Source organism: Flavobacterium sp. GW821-FHT11G01 (assembly GCF_058808175.1).
Window position 1 is genome coordinate 89,522 of the sequence record NZ_JBXARK010000004.1, and the last position, 21,091, is coordinate 110,612.

General features: G+C 35.3%; 14 protein-coding genes. 6 read left to right on the forward strand and 8 right to left on the reverse strand.

The window, feature by feature from the left end; genetic code table 11:
- Positions 1-5: 5 nt before the first annotated feature.
- The 3 genes from AC1RRN_RS09235 to AC1RRN_RS09245 are packed head-to-tail and all read right to left on the reverse strand — an operon-like array spanning position 6 to position 1,409.
- Positions 6-440, reverse strand: a complete 435-nt coding sequence (locus tag AC1RRN_RS09235) for a carboxymuconolactone decarboxylase family protein (RefSeq protein ID WP_492967017.1) — start codon at positions 438-440, stop codon at positions 6-8.
- 17 nt (positions 441-457) lie between these two features.
- Positions 458-922, reverse strand: a complete 465-nt coding sequence (locus tag AC1RRN_RS09240) for a MarR family winged helix-turn-helix transcriptional regulator (protein ID WP_492967018.1) — start codon at positions 920-922, stop codon at positions 458-460.
- Positions 923-965: 43 nt separating this feature from the next.
- A complete protein-coding gene (locus AC1RRN_RS09245; RefSeq protein WP_492967019.1) occupies positions 966-1,409 on the reverse strand; it encodes a DoxX family protein in 444 nt (147 codons plus the stop codon).
- Between the two features lie 186 nt (positions 1,410-1,595).
- Between AC1RRN_RS09245 and AC1RRN_RS09250 the strand changes: the two genes are divergently transcribed.
- From AC1RRN_RS09250 to AC1RRN_RS09260, 3 genes are all read left to right on the forward strand, one after another.
- The gene (locus AC1RRN_RS09250) at positions 1,596-2,138 is read left to right on the forward strand and encodes an LOG family protein (RefSeq protein WP_492967020.1); all 543 of its coding nucleotides are present in this window, start codon (positions 1,596-1,598) and stop codon (positions 2,136-2,138) included.
- 137 nt (positions 2,139-2,275) lie between these two features.
- A complete protein-coding gene (locus tag AC1RRN_RS09255) occupies positions 2,276-2,959 on the forward strand; it encodes an FMN-dependent NADH-azoreductase (protein WP_492967021.1) in 684 nt (227 codons plus the stop codon).
- Positions 2,934-3,818: an EamA family transporter gene (locus tag AC1RRN_RS09260; protein ID WP_492967022.1), complete on the forward strand. Its 885-nt coding sequence runs from the start codon at positions 2,934-2,936 to the stop codon at positions 3,816-3,818. Before AC1RRN_RS09255 ends, AC1RRN_RS09260 begins: the two co-directional genes overlap by 26 nt.
- Before the next feature lie 29 nt (positions 3,819-3,847).
- On the opposite strand, the gene AC1RRN_RS09265 is transcribed toward AC1RRN_RS09260, so the two are convergent.
- Entirely contained in the window at positions 3,848-4,690 is an 843-nt protein-coding gene (locus AC1RRN_RS09265; RefSeq protein ID WP_492967023.1) for a helix-turn-helix domain-containing protein, read from the reverse strand.
- A gap of 93 nt (positions 4,691-4,783) precedes the next feature.
- On the opposite strand from AC1RRN_RS09265, the gene AC1RRN_RS09270 reads away from it, so the two are divergent.
- The gene (locus AC1RRN_RS09270) at positions 4,784-5,782 is read left to right on the forward strand and encodes an SLAC1 family transporter (protein WP_492967024.1); all 999 of its coding nucleotides are present in this window, start codon (positions 4,784-4,786) and stop codon (positions 5,780-5,782) included.
- Positions 5,783-5,789: 7 nt separating this feature from the next.
- Here the strand turns inward: AC1RRN_RS09270 and AC1RRN_RS09275 are convergent, their stop codons facing one another.
- The 4 genes from AC1RRN_RS09275 to AC1RRN_RS09290 all read right to left on the reverse strand — a co-directional run bounded on the left by AC1RRN_RS09275 (position 5,790) and on the right by AC1RRN_RS09290 (position 15,601).
- Positions 5,790-6,275, reverse strand: coding sequence for a hypothetical protein (locus AC1RRN_RS09275; protein WP_492967025.1), 486 nt, complete (start codon positions 6,273-6,275; stop codon positions 5,790-5,792).
- Between the two features lie 180 nt (positions 6,276-6,455).
- Positions 6,456-7,727: a T9SS type B sorting domain-containing protein gene (locus AC1RRN_RS09280; RefSeq protein ID WP_492967026.1), complete on the reverse strand. Its 1,272-nt coding sequence runs from the start codon at positions 7,725-7,727 to the stop codon at positions 6,456-6,458.
- 10 nt (positions 7,728-7,737) lie between these two features.
- Positions 7,738-11,931 carry a tail fiber domain-containing protein gene (locus AC1RRN_RS09285; protein ID WP_492967027.1) on the reverse strand — a complete coding sequence of 1,398 codons (4,194 nt, stop codon included), beginning with the start codon at positions 11,929-11,931 and terminating at the stop codon, positions 7,738-7,740.
- On the reverse strand, positions 11,912-15,601 hold the full coding sequence (locus AC1RRN_RS09290) for a beta strand repeat-containing protein (protein WP_492967029.1): 3,690 nt from the start codon (positions 15,599-15,601) through the stop codon (positions 11,912-11,914). The genes AC1RRN_RS09285 and AC1RRN_RS09290 overlap by 20 nt, the downstream gene beginning before the upstream one ends.
- Positions 15,602-16,092: 491 nt before the next feature.
- On the opposite strand from AC1RRN_RS09290, the gene AC1RRN_RS09295 reads away from it, so the two are divergent.
- Both AC1RRN_RS09295 and AC1RRN_RS09300 read left to right on the forward strand, forming a co-directional pair.
- Entirely contained in the window at positions 16,093-17,052 is a 960-nt protein-coding gene (locus AC1RRN_RS09295; protein WP_492967030.1) for a YheT family hydrolase, read from the forward strand.
- 330 nt (positions 17,053-17,382) lie between these two features.
- Complete coding sequence (locus AC1RRN_RS09300; protein WP_492967031.1) at positions 17,383-21,075, forward strand: bifunctional metallophosphoesterase/BamA family protein; 3,693 nt, start codon at positions 17,383-17,385, stop codon at positions 21,073-21,075.
- The last annotated feature ends 16 nt before the right edge of the window (positions 21,076-21,091 follow it).

Below are 21,091 nucleotides of genomic sequence, written 5' to 3' on the forward strand. Positions count from 1 at the left end.
TTATTTTAAGCAGGAACGAGCTGTGTTGTAATTCCAATTCTGTTCCAGGCGTTTATAGTTATTATGGCTAAAATGACTTGTGCAAGATATGTTTCTCCCAAAGCTTCTAATGCAGCCTGATAGGTCTCCTCTTTAACATGCCCGTTAATTAGTGTTACTTCCTCTGTCAGGGCCAGAATTGCGCGTTCTTCATTTGTAAAAAAGGGAGTGTCGCGCCATGCATTGAGTGTATAAATACGTTGTTCCGTTTCACCGGCTTTGCGCGCTTCTTTGGTATGCATGTCAATACAAAAAGCACAACCGTTTATCTGTGACGCTCTGATTTTTATTAAGTCCTTATGTGTTCTTGTCAGTGGAGTACTTTCTATAAATTTTTCAAGGCCAAGAATTGCTTGATATCCTGCAGGTTCGACCTGGTCGATTTTAAGACGTGTTTTCATTTTTTTTAATTTTATATTTATTTGTAATTGCTATTTCGATATTTATCCAGAAGATGATGAAGACTTTCCATTTCATCCAGAGTCAGATTATCAGCTAGTTTTGTTTCGTAAGTGTTTACTTTGGGTTCAGCATCTTCAAGAAGCAATATTCCTTTTCTTGTAATTGATATATCAGTTTTTCTCCGATTCTCGCGACATTCTTCGCGGGTTACAAATCCCTTAAGAAGTAGTTTATCAATAAGTCTGGTAGTATTGCTTGTTTTTGATGCCATTCTTTCCTGTATCATATACATGTTAGCACATTTGCCATTCAGGTTCCTTAATAACACTAAAACATCATATTGTTCTTTAGAAAGGTTATGAAACTTTAATATTTCGTTTAAACCCTCCTTAAAGGTAGTTTGGATATATATGATATTCAATAGTATTCGTTTGTTTACTGTTAATGTGGCAGCGGATTTTATTATATTTTCTATTTTCATAGCAATAGAATTATATAGAGAATATCAAATAGTTACATAGTCACTATTTTTGCTTTTTAAAAAGATTGTCTAAACTCCATTGGTAATTTGGAATAAACGAAAGTAAAAGGCTGGCGGCACTGGCTGTAAAAACACCATAATTAATTGGTTTTTGAATTCCTACTGAAAATGTCATAAAGACGATGAATGTGAAAGTAAGAACTGATGCTCCGATTGCCGACCATTTAGTCTTAAATCCTAAAATTAAAAAGATACCGATCGATAATTCGGCTACTGTTGCGACAAGTCCCATGATATTAACCATTGGTCTGTCAAAAAAAGGCATAAGGGTAGAAGTGTAATCAATGAAATTTTGCCAGTTACCCCATTCAATATTACCGGTACCAGCAGGACCCAGAATACCTAATCTGTCCGAAACCGGAGTTAGGAACGTGATACCCAGTGCGTATCTTAAAAGCAGCTGGGGAATTTTAAATGTATCTTCCATAATTTTCTTTATTTATGTTTTTATAGGGACAAAGGTATTGTCAGTCTGTGTTTTTATTTTATCCCAGATTTGCTAAACTATAGGACCCAGATGACAGTTTTAAAGTTGGGGCCTGTGTTGTGTGCAATCTGGAGCTTTAATAGTAGTAGGGTATGACTTTATTTTACAGTACATAAATTAGAAATTATGAAAAAAAGGATAGCAGTTTTCTGTGGTTCCAGTTTTGGTACTAAACCCATTTTTAAGGAAACCGCCTATGATTTAGGCAAATTATTAAGCCAAAAAGGTTTTGGTTTAGTTTACGGTGGATCAGCTACTGGTTTAATGGGCGTTTTAGCAGATGGAGTCTTAGAAAATCAGGGCGAAGTTATAGGGGTTTTACCGAGATTTCTTCAGAAAAAAGAAGTTGCACATACTCGATTAACCAAACTTATTTTGGTAGAAGATATGCACCAGAGAAAAGCCAAAATGAATAAGCTCGCAGATGGTTTTATTGTTTTGCCCGGAGGCATTGGCACTTTAGAAGAACTCTTTGAAATACTTACCTGGTCACAGCTTGGGCTTCATCAAAAACAAATTGTATTGTTAAATATTGATGGTTATTATGATCCATTGTTGTCTTTACTTCAAAATCTTGAAGATTTCGGATTTCTCAAATCAGGAAATGAATCTTCATTTTTGGTTTGTGATTCGGTGTTGGCCTGTCTAAATGTATTTGAGAATAATTAGAGCCTTTAAACCAGATTATTTATTATTAGTTCTGATGCTGATTGCCTTTTTCGGAAGAAGCTGGATCCTTTTATTTGTGAGAAGTGGTATCCTGTTAAAATAGAAATGCCGGCTAATTTTGCTTCAAAATATTTATCATGAAAAAAATACTGGTAATTAATACAAGTGCAAGAAGTTCCGAATCAAAAAGCCGTGAGCTTACAGAAGTTTTTATAAACCAATGGAAAAATATTAATGGTGAAGCTCTTTTTAGTTTTCGTGACCTGACCATTTCTGAGATTCCCTATGTTACTGAAAGTTGGATCGAAGCAGCATCAAAGAAAAAAGAGCAAAGGAGTGAAGCCGATAAAAGTGCACTCAAAGTTAGTGATGTTTATATCAAAGAACTGAAAGATGCCGATATTATCGTTCTTGGTTCGCCTATGTATAACTGGTCAGTACCGGGCATTCTAAAAGCATATATTGATCAGATAATACGAATTAATGAAACATGGAAATTCAATCCTGATAATGCAACAAATGTTTATAAAGGTTTGCTGGAGCATAAAACACTCTTTCTTCTATTAACAAGAGGTGGAACAGGTTATGGAAAAGGAGAGCCAAATGAGCATATGAACTTTCAAAATACTTACCTCGAAACGGTTTTCAAATTAATAGGGATTCATAATATACATACCGTTACAATTGAGGGCGTTTCTCTTGATCCCGAAAAGCTACGCCAAAATGTTGATTCCGCACATCAAGCCATTAGAAAATTAATTACCAATAAGGTACATAAAAATATAAAGTCAGGTTATGAAATCGAACAGTCAGATATTTAAGGGAAGCCTGTTTATTATTTTAGCTGCCTGCTGTTATGGAATGTTAGGAACCTTTGTAAAACTAGCCTATAGTGATGGTTATAATACTGCAGAAGTAACTATTTCTCAGTTTTTTATAGGGTTTATTATATTGCTTATTCTTACTATTATTTCGGGTAAGTCAATAGTTGCTGTAAATGCAACTGAAAAAGATTTTAAGAGTTACAGTAAACTTATTCTGGCTGGTACTTCATTAGGATTTACAAGTATCTTCTATTATATGGCAGTAAAATATGTACCTGTTAGTATTTGTATAGTCCTTCTTGTTCAGGCAGTATGGATGAGTCTTGTTGTAGAGATGATACAAAAACAAAAACGACCGGAATTTGCCAAGATTGCTACTGTTGTAATAATAATTTTTGGAACCCTAATAGCAACTGATATTTGGCAATATTACAACCAAATTAATTGGATAGGAGTTGGTTGGGGCATTCTGGCAGCATTATCTTATACCGCTACAATTTATTCATCGAATAACATCGAATTGAGTTTTCCGCCAATTAAAAGAAGTTTTTTAATGGTAACCGGAGGTCTTATTACAGTTGTGCTTGTCTTCAGTTCTTCTCTTCTACACGAATTTTCTTTTAGCATTTTCTTAAGTTGGGGTATAGTAATAGCACTGTTCGGTACCATTCTTCCTCCTATATTATTTGCTAAAGGAATGCCTTTAACAGGAATGGGATTGGGAGCAATATTTACATCTCTGGAAATTCCGGTCGCGATCTTATTTGCACATTTGTTACTAAATGAATCTGTTTCTTTTAGTCAATGGGTGGGAGTGTTCCTTATAATAATTGCGGTAATTTTAAAAAACATATAGATAAGAAGTCGCACTAGATTTTATCAGGTTTAAATATGCTGAGGTGTTTTTCTAAACAACGATGGAGTAGTACCTTTATGTTTTTTAAAGATTTTATTCAGATGACTCTCATCATTAAAACCTAATTCATTGGCAATTTCACCCACTCGCAAATCACTATACATTAATCTGTTCTCTACAAGTTTTATTCTGTATTTTGAAATATAATCTTGTAGTGTTTCGTTGGCTTGTTTTTTAAAATATCTTCCCAAATACGTTTCTGAAATTCCAAACTTTTCACTCATTACAGCCACACTTAATTTTTCAGGCTCATAAATGTTAGACTGAATATATTGCAATAATGCATGTGCTTTTACATCTGTTTGTTTATTAATGTTTTCAGGTAAATATTCTGAAATATTTCGGGCAATAATTACAATTAAAGTGTTAATTAATAACTGAATAAGTTCTGTATTATAAAGTGTAGGATTATGATATTCATGCCTGATTGCATCAATAACCGGATGAACCAGATTTTTGTCTGTAATTCTTTTTAAAATACAGCCTGGCTGGTGATTAGCGTGTTGTAATATATATTCTAACTTATAAAGATTATTGGATGTAAATGGTCCATTTTTGATATAAATATCGGTAAAGCGTAAAATAAAAATTGAAGTAGGGCTTTCAATTTTTAAGCCATGGCTATCGTCAGGAGTTATTAAAAATAAGTGACCAGGTTGATACGATAAACGGTTTTCATTTATAGTTTGAATACCCGTTCCAGACATGATATATACTAATTCGAAGAAATTATTACCCACTTTTGTTGCCAGCGAATCATCAATTTCCTTAAAAAGAACTTCATATGGAAGATAGAGATTGTTTTTTGCCATCGTAGTTTATTACTAAATTAGTGTATAATATTACAGATATAAATTTATAAAATCAGTATAATTTTGCTCAAAGTTAATTTAAATATTTTAATGATGGATAAAATTATTCAAAAAGTTCAGGAGCAAAGTTATCAGGCACAGAAGTTTACATTACCAATAGCACCGGCATCGTTTTTTGCAATGACCTTAGGATTAGCCGAAACAGGAAACGCATGGAGAAATGCAGTTGCTTTATGGAATTTACCCGCCTATTTTGGTGAAATCCTGGAAGGATTAGCTGTTATTTCATTTTTATGGTGGCTCACGCTTTATTGTAATAAGTGGATTCAGCACAGAAAAGTGGCATTACTTGAATTTAATGATCCTGTTCAGTCTTCTTTCTTAGCTTTGATTCCGGAATCTGTTATTTTAATGGCGTTGGCACTTCATCCTTATGATCAAAGTATTGCTGTTTCATTATTCTGGATTGGTTCAATTTTCAATCTTATTTATGGTGCTTACCGACTTTCAAAATTGTGGATACAAGAACGTCAAAGCGAACAAACCACACCCTCATTATTTCTAACTTTTACAGCAAGTATAATGGTAAATGCTCTTGTAGCCGGGGTATTGGGCTACACTAATTATGGCTTTATGCTTTTGGGTATTGGTACTGTTTCCTGGTTGATTATGGATTCTGTAATTACTCAACAATTAACAGTGGGTGGACTTGGGATTAAAACCAGAAATTTTATGGGAATTTATATGGCGCCAGCTGTTATTTTATTTGTCGCTTATCAGGTTTTAGCAGGTACAACATCAAGTATGCCTGTTACTTATGCCCTTATGGGATATGCTTTATTTATTTTTGTATCGATAACATTTGCTCTAAAATGGCTCAAAGAACAACCTTTTGCTCCAGGTTATTGGGCTTATATTTTTGGAATTGCCACTTTATCCCAAGGTTTATCCCTATTTGCTTTAAAGGCAAATGATTCAGTTGTTACAGCACTTGCATTACTTGTTTTTTGCCTGACAAATATTTTAATTTTAGGTGTTACAATTGGATCTGTTAAGCTTATTTTAAAGGGGAGTTATATGCCAAAACCGTAATGTATCATTATTCTTTTTTATTCTCCAATTCTACGCTGAATTTACCAAAATAGGGATTGTCAGCCATTAGTGAATGTCCAATTACCAGAATATGATTTCCTTTTTGTTTGAGTTGAATATTCAAATCCATTCCAAAAGGTCCATCTGAAGTTTTATCAGGAAAAATAATTTGGTTAAAACGGATATTTCCTTTGCCTGTAGTAGGGACAATCTTTGCGTTCAATTCGCCTAAATCTTCATTTTTAAATTTGATGTATATTTTTGAATGAATAGAATCTAAAGAACCTTCAGCTATAAATAAACCTTTTTTGTTTATAGAATTCATGAAGATAGTGTCGCCTACTTGTTTGTTTTCTTCAGTTATTTGTTTGCTCTCTTCATTGTTTTTCTTTTCGAGAATAGGGGCTGAGACATCAATATTAGTTTTCTTATTTTCTTTTTGTTGACATGAAAAAAAGAAAATTGATATTAAAAGAATTAAAAAGCTTTTCATAATAGTATTTTTAATAAAGGCAATTCAAATTTAATTCTTTTTTGAGGATGTTTGTTATATAATAAACATTTGGATCTTGCAGGATCTGAATGTTGCCTTTTCGCTACGTGATTCAATGTATTCCTATGCAGAGAAAAAAGCATATAAATTTTTTAAAACCTGCAAAAAGCCTGCAGAAAATTACTCGGAAATGTATAAATATCCGGAACGTGAATACTTGATATTATCTTTTATATATTTCAAAGTATAAAAATAAGTTCCGTCAGGTAATTTTTTAGTATCATTTATTGTCGAACGTCCATCAGAATAACCTTTGAAAACAGTATCGCTCTCATTATATGATTTTGCACTATAAACCTTTATTCCCCAGCGATTGTAAATTTCGACTTCGTTGTCCGGATAATTATCGATTCCTTTAATATGAAAGAATTCGTTTTTATCATCTCCGTTTGGCGAAAGTGCATTATATATTATTAAATCCTGATTTGGTCCATTTCCCTTTTTTATTTTGCCAAGAGTAAATTTTCCAAACTGGCTAACTTCAGCCATTATAAATTTTATGTTTTGGCCATTTACAGTTGTATTTCCCACTTCACCGCCTTCATTAACCCATTTTTTTTCGTTTTCATCCCAACGAATTAAAACGATTTGTTTGTCAGATTCATCGGTTAAAAAACCGTCTGGCGTGGTTGCGGGATCTATAGTCAGACTTAAAACCATATTTTCATTACCAAGTTTTCGTTGAACAAACCAATATTCAACATTGTCAATAGCTAATATAGTTTCTTCTTTCGTGCCGTAAGGTTCTTGTAGAAAAAAAGAAGGGTCGTAAAAATATTCACTAGAGAAACCAGATTCCTGTGCTGTGGATGCGGCCAAAGATGAAGGTCTGTAATAACCTTTTGAACCAACAGGAAACTCAAATTCTTCACGTCCAAATTTTTCGACTTCACCATCAACAAAACTCAAATCACTTGTTGAAACATGTGAAGTATTTTCATTAAAAATCATCTTTCCTCCGTAACTAGTGGCATTAACGACTCCGTTTATAAATTCGGCTTGACCAAAAATATTTATAGTTGTTGCCAAATGAAACGGAATCGTCGTTGTTGTATTATTGAAAGCAATATTTTTGAAATTGGAAACGGTAATGCCTTCAATTATCTGTTCTTCGTTGCCTTCAAAAATAGTTTTACTGTTACTAGGCGTACTAAATTTTGTAGTTCCATCATTTTTCCAGTTTTCAAAAACATGTAGTTCACCATCATTGGTTAACTGACCTTCTGCTTTGTTTTCATAGTCTGTGTGCAGCGAAAGAATTCCGCCAGGCGTTACTTTGATGACAGAGCTGTTTACAAATTGAGCGTAACTATTTTGCAGCAGAAAAAAACAGAAAGCGATACAAATGGCTTTACTGGTTTTTATTATAGGATATGCATACTTTTTTTTCATAGTATTACATTTATTTTTTAGCTGCCAGCTGTGCAACTAAAGCTTTCAAATCATCAATTTCTTTTTGTTGTTTTTCGAGTTTGGTTTCTAACTCTTTCACTTTATCTGAAGTTGATACAATTTCATTTTGCTGTTCTTTAGTGGCGTTTACCAAACTGTATAAAATTTGATCGGTACCTTTAAGCTGCAAGTATTTTTCTCCTTTACTGTCTTTTGTCTCTAATATTGATCCTGGCAATACCTTTTGAATATCTTGAGCAATAACTCCAGTATGAACAACGCCATCTGCATTTGTGTCAAATTTGCCGTTATATTCAAATGTTTTGGGTTCGATTTTCATGATCTCTTTTAAGCCAGATGTAAAAGGTGTGATATTTTTTTTAGCACGTGAATCTGAGCTTACATTCCAAGAAGCTTGTGTACTAGTTCCTGAACCTTTAATTGTTAAGTTACCATTAGCATCTGAAAGAAATAGACGCTGTGCCACTGTAGGATCTGCGTCAATTATTCCTGATGGGTATAATTCTAATGCTCCTGTACTGTAAAGTATTACATTTGCCGCTTGGGTTTTCTTGGCTGCTGCCCACATCAAAAGTCGAGCATCTGCCATTCCAAATCCATAAAAATCATTACCACCTGAATTATACATTGCTAATTTTTTACCGACTTCAGCATAAGTATTATTTCCAAATGTTGTACCTAAGTCCAGCATATTAACTGGATTTGTGGTGTTAAAACCTACTTTACCGGTAAAGTAAATCCTTGATGCAGTATTTGTTGCAGATGCACCTGCATTATCAGGATCGCGCCAAGGTGATGTTATTGGAACTGTAACTGCTGCCGGGCCCCAACTTGTGCCATTGTAAGTTAAAACCTGTCCTGTTGTTGGAGCAGTAACACTTATAGGTTTTGTTTGAAGTTGATTAGCATTCCATTGTGCAGCTGTATTTGGAACAGAAAATGCAGTTCCAGTTAAAGTAATTCCTGGTGATGTCGCCGTATAGGTTGTATTATTATCTACTACTGTTGTTGGTGTCCATCTTGTTCCATTATAAACCAATGTCTGATTGGTTGTTGGAGCTGTTGCGCTTACAGCAATCGTTTGCAGCTGATTAGCATTCCATAAGGCGTTAGTATTTTGTGCCGAAAACACACTTCCGGTTAATGTTAATGCTGTACCTGCGGTGTAAGTTGTATTATTGTCTACTAATGTTGTTGGTGTCCAGGTTGTGCCGTTAAAAACCAGAGTTTGGTTTGCAGTTGGAGCGGTAACACTTATTGGATGGGCTTGCAATTGATTGGCATTCCATTGTGCAACGGTATTTTTAGCAGAGAACTGATCTTCGGCTGATAAGCTGATTGTAGTTTCATCAGCAGAATAAGTAGCATTTTGCTGATTTTGAGGTTCCCATACAGATGCTGTGCTATTGTAAACTAAAGCTTGTCCATCGGCTGGAGCAGTTGCGCTAATATTTCTGCTCTGTAATTGATTGGCATTCCATTGTGCCGTTGTGTTAGGTACTGAGAACGCAGTTCCTGTTAATGAAATTCCCGGTGATGTTGCAGTATAAGTTGTATTGTTATCAACGAATGTTGTTGGTGCCCAATTTGTGCCATTATAAATCAAAGCCTGATTCGTTGTTGGGGCTGTGGCACTTATTGGATGAGTCTGTAATTGATTAGCGTTCCATTGAGCCGTTGTATTTGGTACCGAAAAAGCAGTACCAGTTAATGTAATTCCAGGTGCTGTTGCAGTATAAGTTGTATTGTTGTCTGCCAAAGTAGTAGGTGCCCAAGATGTCCCATTATAAAGCAAAACTTGGTTTGTGGTTGGAGCAGTTGTACTTATTGGGTGGGTCTGCAGTTGATTAGCATTCCATTGTGCCACAGTATTTTTGGCAGAAAACTGATTTCCTGCTGATACCGTTAATGTAGTTTCATCTGCAGAATAAAGTGAATTTTGCAGATTTTGTGGTTCCCAAGCTAAAGTTGTATTGTTGTAAATTAATGCCTGTCCGTTGGTTGGCAACGTTGTACTTATATTTCTGCTTTGTAATTGATTGGCATTCCATTGTGCTGCTGTATTCGGAACAGAAAAAGCAGTTCCTGTTAATGAAATTCCCGGTGATGTCGCCGTATAGGTTGTATTATTATCTACGACTGTTGTTGGTGTCCAGCTTGTTCCATTATAAACCAATGTCTGATTAGTTGTTGGAGCTGTTGTGCTAACAGCAATCGTTTGCAGCTGATTGGCATTCCATAAGGCGTTAGTATTTTGTGCCGAAAACACACTTCCGGTTAATGTTAATGCTGTTCCTGCAGTGTAAGTTGAATTATTGTCTACTAATGTAGTTGGTGTCCAGGTTGTGCCGTTAAAAATCAGAGCTTGGTTTGCAGTAGGGGCAGTAACACTTATTGGATGTGTTTGCAATTGATTCGCATTCCATTGTGCAACGGTATTTTTAGCAGAGAATTGATCTCCGGCTGATAAACTGATAGTAGTTTCATCAGCAGAATAAGTTGCATTTTGCTGATTTTGAGGTTCCCAGACAGATGTTGTACTATTGTAAACTAGAGCTTGTCCGTTGGCTGGAGCAGTTGCACTGATATTTCTATTTTGCAACTGATTAGCATTCCATTGTGCCGTTGTGTTAGGTACAGAAAATGCAGTTCCGGTCAATGAAATTCCTGGTGATGTTGCAGTATAAGTTGTATTGTTATCAACGAGTGTTGTTGGTGCCCAATTTGTGCCATTATAAATCAAAGCCTGATTCGTTGTTGGAGCTGTGGCACTTACAGGATGAGTCTGTAATTGACTAGCGTTCCATTGAGCTGTTGTATTAGGTACAGAAAATGCGGTGCCAGTCAAGGTAATTCCTGGTGCTGTGGCAGTATATGTTGTGTTATTATCTGTCAAAGTAGTAGGCGTCCAAGTTGTCCCATTATAAAGCAAAACTTGATTTGTGGTTGGAGTTGTTACACTAATTGGTCTGGTTTGTAATTGATTAGCATTCCATTGTGCCACAGTATTTTTGGCAGAAAACTGATCTCCCGCTGATACCGTTAATGTAGTTTCATCTGCAGAATAAAGTGTATTTTGTTGGTTTTGAGGTTCCCAAACAGCAGTGGTTCCATTATAGACCAATGCTTGTCCATCTGTTGGAGTAGTCGCACTAATTTGATGTGTCTGCAATTCGCTGGCATTCCATTGTGGAGTTGCGTATGGCACCGAGAAAGCAGTTCCGGTTAAAGTAATTCCGGGTGATACTGCTGTATAAACTGTATTGTTATCAACTAATGTTGTAGGTGTCCAGTTTGTACCATTGTAAATCAATGCTTGATTGTTTGTTGGAACTGTTGCGCTAACGGCAATACTTTGTAATTGGCTGGCATTCCATTGCGCTGTTGTATTAGGTACATTAAATGTGGTTCCTGTTAAAGAAATTCCTGGTGCTGTCGCGGTAAAAGTTGTCGGTATCCAATTTGTTCCATCAAAAACTAGAACTTGGTTTGTAGTGGGTACTGCAGTACTTACAGGAGTTGTCTGTAATTGATTTGCGTTCCACTGAGCAGTTGTATGTAAGGCTGAAAATTGATTTCCAGCTGTTTTGGTAATTGTGGTCTCATCTGCAGTATAAGTTGCGTTTTGTTGATCCTGAGGTTCCCAGACTGAAGTTGTACTGTTAAAAACTAACGCTTGCCCATTTATTGGCAAAGTCGCACTTATCGGATGACTTTGCAGTTGATTCGCATTCCATTGTGCCGCTGTATTTAATGCTGAAAATTGATTTGTTACAGATTTAGTTAAGGTTACTTCATCTGCGGCATAAATAACGTTTTGATCCGGTAATGTTGCAGGTGCCCAATTAGTACCATTAAAGATTAATGCCTGATTAGCAATCGGAACTGTGGCACTGACTGGTTTAGATTGCAATTCATTGGCATTCCATAACGCGGCAGTATTTAAAGCTGAAAATTGATTTCCTGCTGATTTTGTGATTGTAGTTTCATCTGCAGAATAAGTTGCATTTTGCTGATCTTGAGGTTCCCATACCGAAGTGGTACTGTTATAAACCAATGCCTGACCATTAGCTGGAGTTACAGCGCTTATTGTATGACTTTGCAATTGATTTGAATTCCACTGTGCAGTAGTATTTAAAGCAGAAAATTGATTTCCTGCAGATTTAATTAATGTTTGTTCCATCAGCAGAGTAAGTTGAGTTTTGCTGATTTTGAGGTTCCCAAACAGCCGTAGTCCCATTATAAACTAATGCTTGTCCATCTGTTGGAGTAGTCGCACTAATTTGATGTGTCTGCAATTCGCTTGCATTCCATTGTGCCGTTGTATTTGGAACCGAAAATGCAGTTCCTGTTAAAGTAATTCCGGGAGCTATTGCAGTATAAGTTGTATTGTTGTCAATTAATGTTGTTGGAATCCAGGATGTTCCGTCATAAATTAAAGCCTGACTTGACGTTGGAGCGGTAGTACTTATTGCAGTTCCTTGTAATAGGTTTGCATTCCACTGCGCAGTAGTATTCGGAACAGAAAACACAGTTCCTGCCAAAGTGATTCCGGGCGATGTTGCAGAATAAGTTGTGTTATTATCTATCAATGTAGTAGCCGTCCAGGTTGCACCATTATAAATTAAAGCTTGATTTGTTGTTGGAGCTGTTGCACTAATGGGTTTGCTTTGTAATTGGCTGGCATTCCATTGTGCAGTAGTATTTAGTGCTGAAAATTGGTCTCCGGCTGATTTGGTTATTGTAGTTTCATCTGCAGAATAAGTAGCATTTTGCTGGTCTTGCGGTTCCCAAACTGAAGTTGTACTGTTATAAACCAAAGCCTGACCATTTGTTGGCAGTGTTGCACTAATAGGCTGTGTCTGAAGCTGATTTGCATTCCAAATCGGATTTGTTGTCTGCGCCGAAAAAACGTTTCCTGTTAAATCTAATCCCGTTCCATTACTATAAATATCATTATTATCAATTATTGTAGTAGGCACCCAACTAGATCCATCATAAACTAATGCCTGATTTGCTGTTGGAGCTGTAGCGCTTACTGCTGTTGATTGCAATAAATTAGAATTCCATATTGCCGTTGTATTCGGAACAGAAAATTCAGTCCCTGTCAGACTAATTCCGGGAGACAAAGCGGTGTAAGTGGTATTATTATCTATTAAAGTCTCAGGCGCCCAGCTTGTACCATTAAAAATCAAGGCCTGATTTAGAACCGGAACAGCGCCATTTACAGGAGTTGTCTGTAACTGATTTGCGTTCCATTGTGCAGTAGTATTTAAGGCAGAAAATTGATTTCCAGCTGAAATAGTCAGTGTTGTTTCATCAGCAGAATAAGTAGCATTTTGTTGATCTTGTGGTTCCCAAACACCTGCGATGCTATTATAAACTAATGCTTGCCCATCAGTTGGAGTTGTGTTACTTATAGTTTGTGTTTGTAATTGATTGGCATTCCAAATTGCATTTGTATTTTGAGCCGAAAACACAGTTCCTGTTAAATCTAACCCGGTTCCATTAGTATAAGTTGTATTGTTGTCAGTTAAAGAGGTAGGAGTCCAATTAATGCCATCATAAATTAAAGCCTGACTGGCCGTTGGAGCACTAGTACTTATTGGAGTTCCTTGCAATTGATCAGAATTCCACTGTGCAGTAGTATTTGGAACAGAAAACACAGTTTCTGCCAAAGTAATTCCGGGTGATGTTGCAGAGTAAGTTGTGTTATTATCTGTCAATGTAGTAGCTGTCCAGGTTGCACCATTATAAACTAAAGCTTGATTTGTTGTTGGAGCTGTTGCACTAATGGGTTTACTTTGTAATTGGCTGGCATTCCATTGTGCAGTAGTATTTAGTGCTGAAAATTGGTCTCCGGCTGATTTGGTTATTGTAGTTTCATCAGCAGAATAAGTAGCATTTTGCTGGTCTTGCGGTTCCCATTGTGAAGTTGTACTGTTGTAAACCAAAGCTTGATCATTTGTTGGCAGTGTTGCACTAATAGGCTGCGTCTGAAGCTGATTTGCATTCCAAATTGGATTTGTTGTCTGAGCCGAAAAAACGTTTCCTGTTAAATCTAATCCTGTTCCATTACTATAAATATCATTATTATCAATTAGAGTAGTAGGCATCCAAGTAGATCCGTCATAAACTAATGCCTGATTTGCTGTTGGAACTATAGCGCTTACTGCTGTTGATTGCAATAAATTAGAATTCCATATTGCCGTTGTATTTGGAACAGAAAATTCGGTTCCTGTAAGATTAATTCCGGGAGACAAAGCAGTATAAGTAGTATTATTGTCTATTAAAGTTTCAGGCGCCCAGCTTGTGCCATTAAAAACCAAAGCCTGATTTAGAACCGGAACAGCGCTATTTACAGGGATTGTCTGTAATTGATTAGCATTCCATTGTGCAACAGTATTTAAGGCAGAAAATTGATTTCCAGCTGAGATAGTCAATGTTGTTTCATCTGCAGAATAAGTAGCATTTTGCTGATCTTGTGGTTCCCAAACTCCAGCAATACTGTTAAAAACCAGCGCTTGTCCATCTGTAGGAACTGTGTTACTTATAGGTTGTGTTTGTAATTGACTGGCATTCCAAATTGCATTTGTATTTTGGGACGAAAATACAGTTCCTGTTAAATCTAACCCGGTTCCATTAGTGTAAGTAGTGTTGTTATCAGTTAAAGAGGTAGGAGTCCAATTAATGCCATTATAAATTAAAGCCTGACTGGCCGTTGGAGCACTAGTGCTTATTGGAGTTCCTTGTAACAGGTTTGCGTTCCATTGTGCGGTAGAATTTGGTACGGAAAAAACTGTACCTGCCAAATTAATCGTGGTTTCGTCGGCAGTGTACTGCGTATCAGTTGCGCTGATTACATTTCCTGTTATGTCGATATTGGCTCCAGCAATGTAAGGAATATTATCAATTAAAGTTGTAGGCGTCCAGTTTATTCCATCGAATTTTAAAACCTGATTTGTTAATGGAATAGTCGTAGAAATTGAGTTTCCTTGCAGTAAACTGGCATTCCAGATTGGATCATTTGTTTTCGCCGAAAATTCATTTGTGGCCGATAAATTAATTCCAATTCCCGTTGTATATTTTGTTTCATTGTCTCTAACCAAACTTGAAAGTGAAATTTCAGTTGAAGTTGTTCCCTCGCCATTATAAACTAGTTTTTTATTGACATTGTCATAAATCAAGGAGGTTTGTGTTTCTTTAATATCAGCTTCGACACCATCCTCATTTTTATAAGTAGCGATAACATTTCCGGAATTTACTACCGGAGTAATAGTTGTTACTGTTTCTGCACCATTCTGAATAATTGACGTAATATCATTAATAAAGTTTGGATTACTAACAATATCAGCATAAAGATCTATAGTAATTGTTGTGCCATTTTCATCATTGTATTGGTACTTTCCGTTACCTAAATTATTTAATTTGGTAACAGTTTCCAAAATATCAGTTGAAACATTATTTTCATTAACATAAGTACCAATTTTATGTCCTTCTAAAGGAGATTGCGGAATGACAGGTATTAATCGAGTTATTTCATTTGGCATATTAGCTTCACCTGTTATTTTTACCCATTTATTTGTGTCCCAGTAATAAAACCCCGGCGTAATATCTGCAGTAGAAGCATTATTATAAATTAATAAACTTTGTGCAGGACTACTAATTGTTGTCTGGTCTGTAGTGCTCTTCAGGCTAATCCTGGGAACGAGAAGTCCTTTACTAGAGCTTGTTAAATCTAAAACGGCTGAATTGTCTGGATTGAGAGTTCCTATACCTACATTGTTTGTCTGAGCATTTATTTGAGAAATAAAAAAAAACAAACTAACCCAAAAAAAGTATTTTATCTTCATAATAAATATATTTATGGTTAAATATGAAAATATTGAATAGTAAATTATAGCTTAAAATTGGGGGCAATTTCCAGGCTTGAAGAATTGTATTTTGGATTGTCTTAGTTTGTAGTATTCTAAAGACATGTTTAAAATTTACAACACTGTGATTGTAAATAATCGGGTAGGCATATAGGCATAAAAGAAATCTATTTCTTCTTAAATTTTTACTAAATTACAAAATATAATTTTATCAATGAATGTAAATTACTTTTTATTTAATTGTAATAGGTTAAATTTCAATACGTTGTAATGTTTATGTTGAAATGCGTAATGCCCAAAACTAAATTTCATAAACACGTATGAAACTTAAAGAATTACTTAAAATTACACTATTTTGTCGTAAACCTTTTTTGAGTATTGAATCAAAAAATGAAATAAAAAAGACAGTTTTAAGTTACATATTGATTGATTTCTTAGATTTGTATAACCCAATAAAAACTTTTCTTATCATGCCAGTAATTGAACAATCAGAATATAATTTTCCTCCGATTATTCATCGGAACAGGCATATCTCTACTATTTATGCGGCGCTGTTTAAGAAGTTTGAAGTTCCGGGATACACAAGACAAAAACATGAGTTGAGTGACGGAGATTTTATCAATATTGATTTTATTATAAATGATCCTAAAAAGGCGGTAATTTTATGTCATGGTTTAGAAGGTGATTCCCGCAGAACGTATAACAATAGTTGTGCGACTTATTTTCAGCAGAAAGGTTTTTCAGTTTTCGCATGGAATAATCGCACCTGTGGAGGAGAAATGAACCGGTTGCCGAGACTTTATCATCACGGTGCCGTTGATGATCTGGATGAAGTGGTTCAGTTTGTTTTAAAAAAAGGATTCGAAGATGTTTATTTAATTGGATATTCAATGGGAGGCGTTCAGCTCTTGAATTATTTTGGCTGGACAAAAATTGATGAGCGCATAAAGGCAGGAGTATCCATTTCAGTGCCCACACATATTGCAACAAGCGCGGCTATACTCAAGCAAGGCTTTAACCGGGTTTATTTGAAGAATTTTACAATTGACATCAAGAAAAAGCTGAAATATAAAGCAGCACAGTTTCCTGATTTTATAAACCGCGATCAAATTGATAGAATTTCTTCTTTTGATGAGGTTGACCATTATTTTACAGCGCCTTTGCATGGTTTTGCCAGTCGGGATGATTATTATCAACGTGTTTCTCCGGAATTCTCCCTTAAAAATATTACCATTCCGGTTTTAATTATTAATTCTCTGGATGATCCATTTTTAGGCGAAAGATGTTACCCAACAGCTATAGCTCAGGATAGTGCCTATGTTTTTCTTGAAACCCCAAAATATGGAGGACACTGTGCTTTTCCGTTGCGTAATTCAACGTATTCATATGCAGAGAAAAGAGCCTATGAGTTTTTTAAATCCTTTAAATAATTAAAAGGTATAAGGATTAAACATTTGTTGTTTATGCTCTTTCTTTAATTACATTCGATAACAATTTAGAATATAGTAGCAATGACTTCTTAATTGTGTACTAGTATTGATTTTTTAAATATCACTAATTCCTATTTATCAATTAACGAAATAAAGCTAAAGATAATATAGGTGTACCTGTAATGTCTTGATTTTTAACATCATACATTAACGGCTCGCTCATTGTATATTGTGGTTTAATTGTATTTTTAATTGTGATAATTTACAATTAAAAGTACAGAAAAGTACGCTTAGTAGTGTCTATTTTATTTTTCATTTAAACGTAACATTATGAAAAAAAATGTCATTTTAGTAATCCTGGTTTTATTACAAATAGCAGGATGCGCCACATTCAAGGAACGATCGATTGAAAAAACTACCGATGCACCAGATAAAAAGATTGTTTATTCTGTGTATTTAGCTGGAGGTTATGGAGAAAAAACTACGGATAACAATACTTTAAGTCAGTTTAACGAAATCTTAAAAAAACAAACAGATCAAAATTCTGTCTTTTTGTTGTTGGGTGACAATATATCCGGACATCTAAAAGATACTCTTTCTGATAAAGTATTGTTAACTGAACAGACAGAAATGAGCAAAGGTTATGGTGGAAAAACGTATTTTCTTCCCGGTGATTATGAGTGGAAGTATAAAAATAGCAGAAAGATACAAGAGAACCAGAATTTAGTAAAAAGTATATCAAATAATACAGTTGGATATTTACCTAAAAACGGGAGACCTTTAAGCAAAGTAGCTATTAATGAAAATCTCGAAATTATATTTATTGATTCACAGTGGTATATATCAAACTGGGATGATGTTCAGTATATAAATGAAGATTCCCCAGATATTAAAACCAGAAGACGTTTTCTGGAAGAGTTGGAAAGTATGATACGTGATGCCGCATTTAAAAATGTAATTATAGCGATGCATCATCCAATTTTCAGCAATGGCAAACATGGTGGTAAATATAGTTTTAATGATTATCAACATCCTTTGCCTCTAATTGGTCTGGCTGATAAGACGGTTCGCAAACTAGGAGGGACGAGTTCAGAGGATATTGCTTATAACAGATATAAGGAATTAACTAGTTTTGTGGCTGCACTGGCTAAACTATCTGATAACATTGTTATTGTTTCCGGACATGAAAACAGTCTGCAATATTTAGAAGGAAATGGTATTCATCAAATTATCAGCGGTTCTCTTTCAAAAAGCGAAGCTACAAAACTCTCCAAAGAATTAATAACAGCTCCGGGCGGAAAATTGAGTTATAAAGGTATTTACAGCTCCAGTGAAAAGGGATATGCCAAACTTAATTATTACGCGGATGGTTCTTCAGATGTAGAATTTTATTCCTTTGACAACAACAAATTATTATACCGTCATCCAGTAAATAAGGCACTTCCAAATATAGAAGAAAAACAAAAAAATACTCCGTTTTCTGATTTTTCAGGTACTACAAAAGCCCAAATATTAAGTAAAGAAGAAACTTCTAAATCGTGGTTTTACAAAATATTCTGGGGCAAGCATTACCGTGATTATTATTCCAGAGAGGTAACGGTAAAGACCGCCTTGCTAGATACTTTATATGGAGGAGTCACTATATTAAAAGAAGGAGGAGGACATCAGTCACAGTCTTTGCGACTTGAAAGTAAAAACGGAAAGCAATATGTAATGCGCTCATTGCATAAAGACGCGCTCAAATTTTTACGATTTAAATTAAAAGGAATTGCTTTTAATCCCGATGCATATGATGATACAGCTACAGAGGAATTAGTCTCAGATTTTTTTACCACAGCGCATCCTTATGCCCAGCTGGCGGTGAATGATTTGGCAGAAGCAGCTTTGATTAATCATTCCAACACAAAGCTATATTATTTCCCCAAACAGCCAGGATTTGGAGATTTAAATGATAAATATGGCAATGGACTCTATTACATTGAAGAAAGACCATCAAAAGATCAGAAAGAATTTAAGGGTTATCAGCACACATCAATTGAAAATCCTGGTAAAATAATTGATTTTGCAAATACAATAGAAGTTCTTGAAAAGCTGCGTGCTACAGATAAATATACCATAGATAAACGTCAGTACGTTCGCTCCAGAATTTTTGATATGCTTATTGGAGACTGGGACCGTCACGAGAACCAATGGAGATGGGCTCTTAGGGAAACAGGAAATAAGTCAGGCATTTATTCGCCAATACCCAGAGATCGTGACGCGGCTTTTTCCAAATTTGATGGTGCCGCTTTAGCAGTTGTTAAAAATAGAGTTCCGGAAACCCGTTTTTGGCAAAGTTATGATGACAATCTGGATAATGTAAAATGGTTTAATTCTGAAGCGTATAACCTGGATATGATTTTTGTTTCCCAATATGATGCATCTATTTGGAGTGAAGAAGCAATATCGATTCAAAAAGGGTTAACTGACGCTGTAATTGACAAGGCATTTTTAAACCTTCCACAAGAAATGCAGGATCAGGCTCTGGAAGAAATTAAAACTAAATTAAAAAACAGGCTTAAAAATTTGAATACTATGGCCTTAGAATATGCTGATTTTCTCAATGAAAAAGTCGTCATTCATGGTACTGATAAAAAAGATATTTTTCAGATTACAAGACAGCCAAAGGGTAATACAGCCATAGAAATATTTTCTGCCGGTAATAGTGCCCAGCCTTTTTATTCATCAGTAATTAATTCTGATAATACCTGTGAGATTTGGATCTACGGACTCAATGGAGATGATGATTTTATAGTTCGTGGTGACGGAGACAAGGAGATTTTGGTACGGATTATCGGAGGCTATGGAACAGACCATTATACTTTTGAGAATAATGATAAGATCCGTATTTATGACTACGATTATGAAAAGAATAGTATAGATGCCAAACAGCCTTCAAAAAAACAGTTTTCTTCACTTTACGAAACTAATAATTTGCATTTCAGATACTTTATTCCAAGCAATAATATTTTAGTGCCTGTATTAGGTTATGCTACTGATGACGGTTTTGTATTGGGCGCTAAAGATACTTACACTTACAATGCCTTTAATGGAAATCCGCATAAACAAATACATGAGATTTTTGCCAATTATTATTTCACTTATCAGTCAGCTGAAGCCGGATATAATGGAAGTTTTTTTAATGTTTTTCCGCACATCAACTTTTTAGTCGAAGCCTATTTCTCGGGAACTAAGTTTTCGAATAATTTCTTTGGTTATGGAAACGAAACAGTAAATGATGATAATACGCTCGGTAAAGATTATAACCGTGCAAGAACCAGACAGACGAATTTAAATGCAGGATTAGAATATCACAAATTTAAAATTAAAGCTTTATTTGAAAGTTATGAAATTCAGCAAATGGATGATCGTTTTTTTACTCCTGCCAATGTAGATCCCGCTGTCTTTGAGCATCAAAACTATGTTGGTACAGAGGCATCTATAATGTATCTCAATAGAGATGCAGAAGATTTTTCTACGAAAGGATTATATGCATCGGCTAAGGCAGGGTGGAAAATCAATACCGACAACAGTGATAACAACTTTGGTTATTTTGTTGGAAAAATAGGACTCGAGGATAAACTTACCAATTCAGGTAATCTGGTATTTCAAACTGTTGCTGAGGGCCGAATTATTTTTGGTGATAATTATTATTTTTATCATTCTTCTTTTCTTGGCGGTAATAATGGTTTGCGAGGCTATCGTAACGAACGCTTCAGTGGTAAAAACAGTTTATATGACAGCTCAAATCTTAAACTAAAAGTGGCCAGTTTTAAAACAGGGCTCATTCCGATTGATTTCGGTCTTTATGGTGGATTTGACGTTGGACGTGTCTGGATAGCAAACGATCTTTCTAAAAAATGGCATACTTCGCAAGGTGGCGGAATCTGGCTTGGCGGACTGAGCTCTCTTAGTCTTCAGGCCGCTTATTTTAATTCTGATGAAGGGAATATAGTTTTTATTGGTTTTAATTTTAAATATTGATTTACAGAAAAAGTAA

What these genes read in the sequence shown, in the direction of transcription:
- AC1RRN_RS09235 (WP_492967017.1), bottom strand. Translation starts at nt 440, where the DNA reads ATGAAAACACGTCTTAAAATCGACCAGGTCGAACCTGCAGGATATCAA.
- AC1RRN_RS09240 (WP_492967018.1), bottom strand. Translation starts at nt 922, where the DNA reads ATGAAAATAGAAAATATAATAAAATCCGCTGCCACATTAACAGTAAAC.
- AC1RRN_RS09245 (WP_492967019.1), bottom strand. Translation starts at nt 1,409, where the DNA reads ATGGAAGATACATTTAAAATTCCCCAGCTGCTTTTAAGATACGCACTG.
- AC1RRN_RS09250 (WP_492967020.1), top strand. Translation starts at nt 1,596, where the DNA reads ATGAAAAAAAGGATAGCAGTTTTCTGTGGTTCCAGTTTTGGTACTAAA.
- AC1RRN_RS09255 (WP_492967021.1), top strand. Translation starts at nt 2,276, where the DNA reads ATGAAAAAAATACTGGTAATTAATACAAGTGCAAGAAGTTCCGAATCA.
- AC1RRN_RS09260 (WP_492967022.1), top strand. Translation starts at nt 2,934, where the DNA reads ATGAAATCGAACAGTCAGATATTTAAGGGAAGCCTGTTTATTATTTTA.
- AC1RRN_RS09265 (WP_492967023.1), bottom strand. Translation starts at nt 4,690, where the DNA reads ATGGCAAAAAACAATCTCTATCTTCCATATGAAGTTCTTTTTAAGGAA.
- AC1RRN_RS09270 (WP_492967024.1), top strand. Translation starts at nt 4,784, where the DNA reads ATGGATAAAATTATTCAAAAAGTTCAGGAGCAAAGTTATCAGGCACAG.
- AC1RRN_RS09275 (WP_492967025.1), bottom strand. Translation starts at nt 6,275, where the DNA reads ATGAAAAGCTTTTTAATTCTTTTAATATCAATTTTCTTTTTTTCATGT.
- AC1RRN_RS09280 (WP_492967026.1), bottom strand. Translation starts at nt 7,727, where the DNA reads ATGAAAAAAAAGTATGCATATCCTATAATAAAAACCAGTAAAGCCATT.
- AC1RRN_RS09285 (WP_492967027.1), bottom strand. Translation starts at nt 11,931, where the DNA reads ATGGAACAAACATTAATTAAATCTGCAGGAAATCAATTTTCTGCTTTA.
- AC1RRN_RS09290 (WP_492967029.1), bottom strand. Translation starts at nt 15,601, where the DNA reads ATGAAGATAAAATACTTTTTTTGGGTTAGTTTGTTTTTTTTTATTTCT.
- AC1RRN_RS09295 (WP_492967030.1), top strand. Translation starts at nt 16,093, where the DNA reads ATGCCAGTAATTGAACAATCAGAATATAATTTTCCTCCGATTATTCAT.
- AC1RRN_RS09300 (WP_492967031.1), top strand. Translation starts at nt 17,383, where the DNA reads ATGAAAAAAAATGTCATTTTAGTAATCCTGGTTTTATTACAAATAGCA.